Consider the following 9,902-nt stretch of genomic DNA (forward strand, 5'->3'; position numbering starts at 1 on the left):
TGTTATAACCACCTTCAACACCAAGCCAAATTTCTAAAGTCAAGGTTTGAGATGTGATACCGCCTTTAACATAGAAATTAAATGTTTTGAATTGTCCATTGGTATCTATATTTGAGAATTTTGAAATAACTACATTATCTCTTTTTAATATCAATTCAGCACCGTATTGCTTGTTAGCTAATTGTGTCTGAAGTTTCACTAAAATCTTTTTGTAAGAGTCAGCACTATCAGTTTTAGCATCAATACTTATTGAAGTTGAATATCCATATGCTGAGGGTGAAGTATTAGCTATCATAAGCAAATTGGTGTTAGGCTGATCTTCTGTATAAGGATAAGAAGGCGCACCGTAGTTTTGGCGATTAGCAATGAAATGATCTTTGTCGCCTCTTATTATACCTGTTATAGTGTTATCTTCATTATCTTTATCATAAAGGGCTGTCCATGATGCAACAGGCATAGGATATGAATATGTTTCATAATTGCCTATTGAGTTAAAGTCACCATTGGTCAAAGTCGGGCTTCCGGCGGTATCTGAGAATGTAACTGTTGTTCCGTTACCTAAATTGGAAGTATATTCCTCAGGCAAAATTTCTTCTAATGTGATGTTGTCATAATAAACAGTACCGCTTGCCAAAGATGAGCTTTCTCCAAACCACAGCTCTATATAAATTTGCTTATCCATAAGAGCTGAGCCTTTAACAAAGAAGCTTCCTTGTTTCCAGTTGCCTAGCCAAGAATTTTCGCCAAGATTTTGAGTAAAGCTGCTCAAAGTAGCAAGTGTCTCATAATTGTTGTTTTTGTCTTTGGTAACTACAGTTGCATAGCCAGAACCGCTCAACACATCTGCGCTGTTTTGCCAAATTCCAATTCTGTAATATTTATGTCTTTCAATATTCAAAACAGAAGAACGCAAACCAGCATAACCTTTACCAAGACCTTCAGTGCTCATCTTCAAAGCATGAGTACCAAAAGGAAGATGAACGTCACTTGAAGTAGTTATAGCGGCTGTATTTCCTACACTTTTCCAATTAGTTAATCCTGATTCAAAATCTCCATTAAAATCTGCAGGAGTTATATCGTCAATAAGATCATCTGCAAAATAAGTATTTGAGGCAGGAGAGTTTTTGTGTTGTTGATAAATTTCATATGAAATGGGTTGCAACACAACCAAATCAAAGAAAGCGTATCCAGAAGCAGGTCTTAAAGATTGTTGACCATCAACTGTTCTTGCATCACCTAATTGAAGAGAAACAGAAACAGAAGCTGATTTGTAACTATAACCTGTAAAGTATATTGAATATTTTTGCCATGAATGTTTTGTGTTAATAGGTTCGCTTACTGCTTCTATATCGCCGCTTATTGCAATAAACGCACCATAATTGGCATTATCGCCAATAGTTGAAAAGTCAGGAGTATAAACATAAACGCTTAATTTATAAAATGAATTTGCGTTAATTGTATATGTACTTGACTTATAAGAATAAGCTGTTGTATTAAGGCTGCTAATCATTAATACTTTATCAGCTTTATCGTCTTGATCAGGACTTAAGATTTTGTTTAAATCTATCGTTGATTCAAAATCATTCGGAAGTTTGTATGGATTGTCTTTGTCTTTAACTTTACTCATAAGTGAATCAACTTTTAAGCTTACAACACCAGCAGCAACATCTGAAGATACTTTGTTATTTAATGTGCTTCCTGACCAACCGCTAGGAGCGGACGGATAAGTTGTCCCAGCACTTGAAAAGTCTTCTTCAACAAGAGGTTTCATTATGACAACTTGTTCGTCATCGTTTTTAGCAGCATTTACAAAAAACGACAAATTAAAATTGCCTATTATTGTTGTAAATGCTATAATTATGCCCAACAATATAATGCTTAGTCTTTTAGTCATTTTATCACCCTTTAATGATAATCGTATAAAATACACATTTATCCTATTTTAAACTTAACTATAATTATATTAAATAAACGTCTTAAAATCAATTATAATATACCTTGTTGGCTGTTTTATTTTATTTTTGTTATATTTCATATTTTTGGTAGATTAAGGCAAAACTATTTACAATATGAAAAAATTTCCAAAAACTCTAATGCTGATATTATGTGGTGCTGTAATTGGTTTTGTCAATGGCTTTTTTGGCGGCGGGGGCGGAATGATCGCTGTTCCTGTATTAGAACGCGTGTTAAAAAATAAAACCAAGACTGCTCACGCAACCGCCATTTTAATTATTTTGCCTCTTTGTATAGTAAGCGCAATCATATACATAATATCTGGCTATTTCAAACTAAAAATTGGCTTGTCTGCAGGTGCAGGTGTTATTGCAGGCGGAGTTTTGGGTGCTGTTTTATTATCCAAACTTAACAATAAAGTTATTCGTATTATTTTTGCTGTCATTATGACTGCAGTTGGACTTAAAATGGTGTTTTTTCCATAAAAAATTAGTAAAGGCGTTAAGAAATGTGGCAAATAATTAAATTCATTTTAATAGGTATTGCAGGCGGTGTGTTAGGTGGCATGGGTATGGGCGGCGGAACGCTTTTGATACCGCTTTTGACAATGCTTGGCGGAGTTGATCAGCATACAGCACAGGCAATTAATCTCGTGTCTTTTATTCCTATGGCATTAGTTGCTTTGATTTTACATTTTAAAAATAAGCTGGTTAAAACAAAGGGCGTTTTATTTATTATTATTCCGGCTTTGGCGGCCAGCACATTATCCTCATTGCTTGTTAAAAAAATTAATTCTGATTTGTTGTCAAGATTATTTGGCGGATTTTTGGCGATATTAGGCATTTGGATTTTGATAGAAGATATATTCATTAACAAAAAACAAAAGCAGCAAAAAGAATGATTGCACTTGAATTTTTAAAGGTGTTTTGCACAATCTAAATACATTGACTTTTTTTTGAGGTGTTTAGATTTTGGAAATTCAAAAGAGAAAAGCAATCATTATGGCAGGAGGAAGAGGAACAAGACTTATGCCTCTTACCCAAAAACTTCCCAAACCCCTTATGCCTGTTCTTAATCGTCCTGTTATCTTTTATACGATAGACTTATTAAAAAGTTACGGAATCAATGATATAGCGGTTACTCTTATGCATATGCCGGATATGATTATTGATTCGTTAAATCAAGCTTTTATTGGAACATTTCATTATTTTATAGAACAAAATCCGCTAGGTACAGCAGGCAGCGTTAAAGCTGCAAAAGATTGGCTTGACGACCAAGCACCTTTTATAGTGATTAGCGGTGATGCGCTTACCAATATTAATATAGATGCTATCTTTCATGCGCATATTGACAGCAATGCGGATATCACTATGGCGGTTACAGAAGTTTTGGATCCTTCGCTTTATGGTGTAGTTAAGACGGACAGTCAAGGCTATGTAACAGATTTTTTTGAAAAGCCCAAAAGCCATGAAACAGACAGCAATTTGATTAATTGCGGCATCTATATAATAAACCCTCAGATACTTAAAAATATACCGGAAAATACCCCTTTTGATTTTGCAAAAGATTTGTTTCCCATTATTCTAAAAAAACATCAAAAAATATTTACTTATCGTCTTAACGGATATTGGTGTGATATCGGATGTATAGACGAGTATTTTAAGGCAAATATAGATATGTTATCTCAAAGAAGCGGACTATCTATATTCACTAATGGATTAGAAGGTTTATATGACTTTGGAAACAGGCGTACCTATATGGGAAAAAGAAGTTATATAGGATTAAAAGTCGATATAGGCAATAATGTTATCATAGGAAATAACTGCTATATTGACGGAAATATCTCATTATCAAATTGTATCATTGCTGACAATACGATTTTGGATGTTTCTTGTCATGGAGTAATTGCTACGCCAGAGCATTATATACCGGTACAAACATATCAGCAGGTATATCAAAAACCGCAAGACAAATCTCAAGTTGCTGTAAATAATAATTAGATAATATTATAAAAAGCAAAAAAAGCATCAAATTAATTATTTGATGCTTTTTGTCATAAGAATTATTATTTGTAAAATGCTTCCTTTTGATATATAATAAAACCACCAAACAAATATTTAAGACAAAACGAGCCTATTTTGAGGCGTGATTTATATGGAGGATTTTTGGATACACTTAAGGTAATATTTTTGGGCGGTGTAGGAGAGATTGGAAAAAACATCACCGCATTTGAATATAAGGATGACATTATTGTAGTTGATTGCGGATCGGCATTTCCTAACATTGATATGCCTGGTGTTGATTTAGTTATTCCTGATGTTAGTTATCTTATTGATAACATTCATAAAGTACGCGGAATTTTTATTACACACGGTCATGAAGATCATATTGGCGGTTTGCCGTACATTTTAAAACAGCTTAATGTCCCGATTTATGCATCCAATATGACGCTTGCGCTTTTGGAACATAAATTCAAAGAACACAAATTAGAAAATGTCAATGTCAATGTTATAAAAAAGAATTCGATTATAAAAGCAGGAGCTTTTTCGATAGAATTTATAAAAGTAAACCATTCTATTTCAGGTAGTTTTGCTTTATATATTCAATGTCCTGCTGCAAATATATTCCATACCGGAGATTTCAAAATCGATTATTCGCCTATTGATGGAGATATAATTGATTTGGCAAGGATTGCCGAAATAGGAAAAAAAGGCGTAACGCTTATGCTTTCAGAGAGTACCAATATTGAAAGACAAGGGTATTCTATGAGCGAATCCACAGTAGGAAAATCTCTTAATAATATTTTTGCACAAAATACCGGCAGACGTTTGATTGTGGCAACCTTTGCATCTAATATTCACAGGGTGCAGCAAATTATTGATCTGGCTGAAAAATACGGCAGAAAAGTTGCTTTCAGCGGCAGAAGTATGTTTAACGTGATGGAAGCAGCATCCAAAATAGGCGAAATAAAATACGACAAAAACAACATTGTCGATATCGAAAAGACCAAAAAATTAGATGACAGCAAGCTTGTTATTATCACGACAGGTTCTCAAGGCGAGCCAATGAGCGCGCTTACACGCATGGCAAGCGGCGAATACAACAAAGTCTCTATAACTGATAACGACACGATAATTATTTCGGCTTCTCCTATACCTGGCAATGAAAAGCTGGTTTATAATGTTATAAATAATTTATATCAAAAAGGAGCCAAGGTTATTTACGAATCTTTGGCGGATGTCCATGTTTCAGGACATGCTTTTAGAGAAGAACTAAAACTTATTTATCTTTTGGTAAAGCCTAAATATTTTATACCTATTCATGGCGAGATTAGACACCTAAAACAGCACATGGAGATGGTGCGGGAATTAGGACATAAGCCTCAAAATATGTTTATGGCAGAAATAGGCAGCAAGATAGAAGTAGCCCGCAAATGCTTCAAACGAGCAGACAATGTTACAGCTGGTAATGTTTTGGTTGATGGAGCAGGTATAGGCGATGTAGGATCCGAAGTTTTAAGAGACAGAAAACATTTGTCTGAAGACGGTGTATTACTTGTAATAATGAGTATTTCGCAAGGCGGCACGATTTCGTCAACTGATGTTATAACAAGAGGATTCATATATGCAAAAGAAAGCGCAGATTTGATAGAAGAAATCAAACAGGTGTCTATCAATTCTATTAACGGCATTGACCTAAAAGTAGAAGTTGACAGAGAAATTCTCAAAAACAATATCAGAAAAAATCTTCGTAATTTCTTGAACAAAAAAATCAAGCGAAGCCCGATGATTTTACCTATAATAATCGAAAACTAATTTTTATGACAATACAGGATATTTTGCAATACACCAAAGAACATAATATTCCTACCATTAATGATGAAGCATGGGCGTTGCTTGAAAAGACTATTAAAAATCATCGGCCTAAAAAGATTTTGGAGATAGGAACAGGTTCAGGCTATTCTGCAGCCAAAATTTTAAATTGCGTCAAAAATTATGCTGATTTGGATAAAATCAGTTTTATTACCATAGAAATTGATCCCGAAAGATATGAGTTAGCCATGGATAATCTAAAAGCGCTAGACCTATATAAAAACGCAGAAATGATATTGGATGATGCAGCAGCAATTTTGGGATTATATGTATTGGAAAACAGAAGTTTTGATTTGATCTTTTTGGATGGCGCTAAAGGGCAATATATCAATTATCTGCCCCAGATTTTAAAAATACTGCCTAGCGGTGGTATTATGTTTTGTGATAACTTGTCTTTTCATGGACTTTCAAAAAACGGTAAACAAACATATCACAAAATGCGCACAATAGCCGTAAATCTCCAAAGATTTCAAAAAGCTATTGTAATGAATCCCGATTTAAAATGCGAAATTTTTGAAGCGGGCAATGACCACGTGGCAATATGCCAAAAAATTTAAAGAAAGAGAAAGATATGAAAAATGAAATAGAACTGCTTGCCCCTGCAGGCAATATGGAAAAGCTAAAAACAGCTTTGTATTTCGGCGCAGACGCAGTATATATGGGCGGACAAAATTTCAGCTTGAGATCATATTCTCAAAATTTTACCGATTCGGAGATATTTGAAGCGGTAAAACTGGTGCATAGCGCAGGAAAAAAACTATATGTTACGGTAAACATTTTCGCTCGCGATAAAGATTTTGAAAAAATGAAAGAATACCTTGGTTTATTAAGCGAAGCAGGAGTTGATGCCGTAATAGTCAGCGACCTTGGCGTTATGGATATGGTTTTAAGCGACTATCCAAAACTTGATGTCCATATCAGTACTCAAGCTAATACCACCAATGCCCGTACTATTGATTTTTATGCAAGGCAGGGAGTCAAAAGAGTGATTTTGGCTCGAGAACTTACCTTGGACGAAATCAAGGCGATCAAAGATAATTTGAAAACAGATATTGAAATTGAAGCATTTGTGCATGGTGCAATGTGCATTTCATATTCTGGCAGATGTCTGTTGAGCAATTATTTTACCGGCAGAGATTCCAATCGTGGAGAATGCGTTCAGTCTTGCCGCTGGGATTATTTTATAACAGAAAGAACGCGTCCTAACAAACCGCTAGAGATAAGCGAAGACGAAAAAGGAACATATATTCTTAATTCAAAAGACCTAAATATGCTTATGTATCTAGATAAGCTAAGAGATGCCGGTATAAGTTCTTTTAAGATAGAAGGCAGAATGAAAACGTCATATTATGTGGCAACTGTCATTAATGCATACAGAAGAGCGTTGGATATTTTAAAAAGAAATTCGCAATATGTTTTGCCGCAATATTTGATTGAAGAACCTTTAAAAACTTCTCATAGAGAATTTTCTACTGGCTTTTATTTTGGTCAACCCGAACAGTCCTATCAATCTTCACGAACAGTACAGACCTATGATTTTGTGGCAATAGTAAAAGGATATAAAGATAACAAGATATTAGTAGAACAGCGCAATCGCTTTTGTGTTGGAGATGAATTAGAAATTTTGTCCCCTTCAGATATGTTTCTAAAAAAAATAAAGATAGAAAAGATGTGGGATGAAAAAGGACAGGAAATTCAAAAAGCTGACAAGGTTCAAAAAGATGTTTATATCTTTTCAGATTTACATCTAAACCCAGGCGACATTTTGAGAAAAAAATTGGACAATCCAAGTCTTTGACAAGGCGATGTAATTGATATACAATTCTTGCGTGCTTTTTTATCTAATCAAACCTAATGGCAAAATTTTACTTTATAAAATAGCTTGTAATATGATATAATTTATTTTGCAGTTGACTGAATGATCGCATTTTTTGAATAAAAAAATGAGGAAAGTCCGAGCATCGCAGGACAGGGCGCTGGATAACGTCCAGTGAAGGTGACTTTAAGGAAAGTGCAACAGAAAGCAAACCGCATACCTTAGGGTATGTAAGGGTGAAAGGGTAGGGTAAGAGCCTACCGCGTGTAAGGTGACTTATGCGGCATTGTAAACCCCGCCTGATGCAAGATAGAGAGTGCAAGGTTGTCCGCCGTAACTCTCGACAAAATCGCTGGAACATATCGGCAACGATATGTCAAGATAGATGATCATTCACGACAGAACTCGGCTTACAGGTCATCTGCATAATTTTTTGTGCGGTCAGAGATGAAAAGCATTTCTGACCGCTTTATTTTTTATAATTACAAAGACGTTTATTACCATAAAGTTTATTATTATTTTTTCTTATAGTATAGCCGCCTTTTGTTGTGTAATTTTATCACAAAAGCAAATCTTTTTTCTTGACGCACTATATATTGGGGTATTATAATCAAAAGGCACTACATTTTGATAAAGTTATATGGAGGGTATGGATGGTTCAAGCAATAATAAAACGTGACGGCAGACAGGTAGAATATGATCTCAATAAAATAACTGCCGCAATTTCCAAAGCGATGAGTGCTTGTGGACGTAATAATGAGGAAGAAAATAAAAGGTTAGCCGGAATAGTTGACCGCATGCTTAACGAACGTTTTTCAGATCATAATCCAAGCGTGGAAGAAATTCAGGACTTGGTAGAACAAGTTCTTATGGAAAACGGTTATGCCTATGTGGCAAAGAAATATATATTATATCGTGCTCAACGCTCTCAAGTAAGAGAAAGAAATAGTTCTTTGATGCGTATTTATAATGAGCTTACTTTTACTGAATCTAAGCAGAGTGATATGAAAAGAGACAATGCCAATATTGACGGTGATACGGCAATGGGCACTATGTTAAAATACGGTTCAGAAGGCTCCAAAGATTTTTATGAAAAATATATCTTGCGTCCCGAACAAAGCCAAGCTCATAGAGATGGCGATATACACATTCATGATTTGGACTTTTATACTTTGACAACCACATGCTGCCAAATAGAATTATCCAAATTATTTAAAGGTGGTTTTTCTACTGGACATGGATTTTTGAGAGAACCTCAAAATATTTCAAGCTATGCTGCGCTTGCTTGTATTGCCATCCAATCCAACCAAAATGACCAGCATGGCGGTCAAAGCATTGTTGACTTTGATTACGGCCTTGCCAAAGGTGTTGCTAAGACATTTAGAAAAACATATATACAAAATTTGTATTCAGCATTAAAACTTCTTGCTAATTCTGATATAACTTTGTCAGAAAGTGAAGAACTTCTTAATGAAATTGAAAATCAAAGCGGAATTAAAACCGCATTGAAGCGTAATGAAGAATATGCCAAAGCCGAAAAAGAAGTACTCAAAAGGTATGTTAACGATGAATCGATTATAAATAAAATCCAGGATTTTGTTTATAATGAAACAGTAACTCAAACTGATAAAGCAACATATAAAGCCATGGTTGCGCTTGTTCATAACCTTAATACAATGCACAGCCGCGCAGGAGCTCAAACTCCGTTTAGTTCTATTAACTATGGTATGGATACTTCTGAAGAAGGCAGAATGGTTATAAAAAATGTTCTGTTAGCTACTGAAGCAGGACTTGGTTTGGGTGAAACTCCTATATTTCCTATACACATATTTAGAGTAAAAGAGGGCATTAACTATAATCCCGGAGAGCCCAATTATGACTTGTTTAAACTTGCATGCCGTGTAAGCGCAAAAAGGCTTTTCCCTAATTTTGCTTTTGTGGATTCTCCTTTTAACCTGCAATATTATAAGCCTGGTCATCCTGAAACTGAAGTTGCATATATGGGTTGCCGTACACGTGTTATGGGCAATGCCGTTAACCCTGACAAAGAAGTATCTTACGGAAGAGGAAATTTGAGCTTTACTTCTATCAATCTTCCTAGAATTGCCATAAAATCCAACAAAGATATCAATGTGTTTTTCAATGAACTCGAAAAAATGATGGATTTGGTCGTAAGGCAGTTGTTAGACAGATTTGAAATTCAACGTCATAAGAAAGTACGCAACTTCCCATTCTTAATGGGTCAAGGAGTATGGATTGAT

Annotated in this window: 8 protein-coding genes and 1 other RNA gene; 8 read left to right on the forward strand and 1 reads right to left on the reverse strand. The window is 35.0% G+C overall.

The annotated features are described in order from the left end of the window. Positions 1-1,894 (reverse strand): hypothetical protein (locus VIL26_01275; GenBank protein HEY8389574.1); only part of this gene is annotated, 1,894 nt, incomplete at its 3' end. A 175-nt stretch (positions 1,895-2,069) separates the two neighbouring features. Between VIL26_01275 and VIL26_01280 the strand changes: the two genes are divergently transcribed. From VIL26_01280 to nrdD, 8 genes are all read left to right on the forward strand, one after another. Continuing rightward, positions 2,070-2,438, forward strand: coding sequence for a sulfite exporter TauE/SafE family protein (locus VIL26_01280; protein ID HEY8389575.1), 369 nt, complete (start codon positions 2,070-2,072; stop codon positions 2,436-2,438). A 23-nt stretch (positions 2,439-2,461) separates the two neighbouring features. Next, on the forward strand, positions 2,462-2,854 hold the full coding sequence (locus tag VIL26_01285; GenBank protein HEY8389576.1) for a sulfite exporter TauE/SafE family protein: 393 nt from the start codon (positions 2,462-2,464) through the stop codon (positions 2,852-2,854). 70 nt (positions 2,855-2,924) lie between these two features. Then, a complete protein-coding gene (locus tag VIL26_01290) occupies positions 2,925-3,953 on the forward strand; it encodes an NDP-sugar synthase (GenBank protein ID HEY8389577.1) in 1,029 nt (342 codons plus the stop codon). A 165-nt stretch (positions 3,954-4,118) separates the two neighbouring features. Beyond that, a complete protein-coding gene (locus VIL26_01295; protein ID HEY8389578.1) occupies positions 4,119-5,768 on the forward strand; it encodes a ribonuclease J in 1,650 nt (549 codons plus the stop codon). 5 nt (positions 5,769-5,773) lie between these two features. Next, positions 5,774-6,382 (forward strand): class I SAM-dependent methyltransferase, encoded by a 609-nt coding sequence (locus tag VIL26_01300; protein ID HEY8389579.1) that lies wholly within the window; start codon positions 5,774-5,776, stop codon positions 6,380-6,382. A 14-nt stretch (positions 6,383-6,396) separates the two neighbouring features. Next, the gene (locus tag VIL26_01305; GenBank protein ID HEY8389580.1) at positions 6,397-7,623 is read left to right on the forward strand and encodes a U32 family peptidase; all 1,227 of its coding nucleotides are present in this window, start codon (positions 6,397-6,399) and stop codon (positions 7,621-7,623) included. 108 nt (positions 7,624-7,731) lie between these two features. Continuing rightward, positions 7,732-8,070, forward strand: an RNA gene (gene rnpB / locus VIL26_01310) — RNase P RNA component class A. Positions 8,071-8,294: 224 nt separating this feature from the next. Next, the coding region (gene nrdD / locus VIL26_01315) for an anaerobic ribonucleoside-triphosphate reductase (GenBank protein ID HEY8389581.1) at positions 8,295-9,902 on the forward strand (1,608 nt) is incomplete at its 3' end.

The organism is Clostridia bacterium, assembly GCA_036562685.1.
In the GTDB taxonomy this organism is placed as follows: Bacteria; Bacillota; Clostridia; order Christensenellales; family DUVY01; genus DUVY01.

Excerpts from the sequence above, each read along its gene's own strand:
- VIL26_01300 (HEY8389579.1), top strand. The coding sequence starts at position 5,774 with ATGACAATACAGGATATTTTGCAATACACCAAAGAACATAATATTCCT.
- VIL26_01280 (HEY8389575.1), top strand. The coding sequence starts at position 2,070 with ATGAAAAAATTTCCAAAAACTCTAATGCTGATATTATGTGGTGCTGTA.
- VIL26_01285 (HEY8389576.1), top strand. The coding sequence starts at position 2,462 with ATGTGGCAAATAATTAAATTCATTTTAATAGGTATTGCAGGCGGTGTG.
- VIL26_01305 (HEY8389580.1), top strand. The coding sequence starts at position 6,397 with ATGAAAAATGAAATAGAACTGCTTGCCCCTGCAGGCAATATGGAAAAG.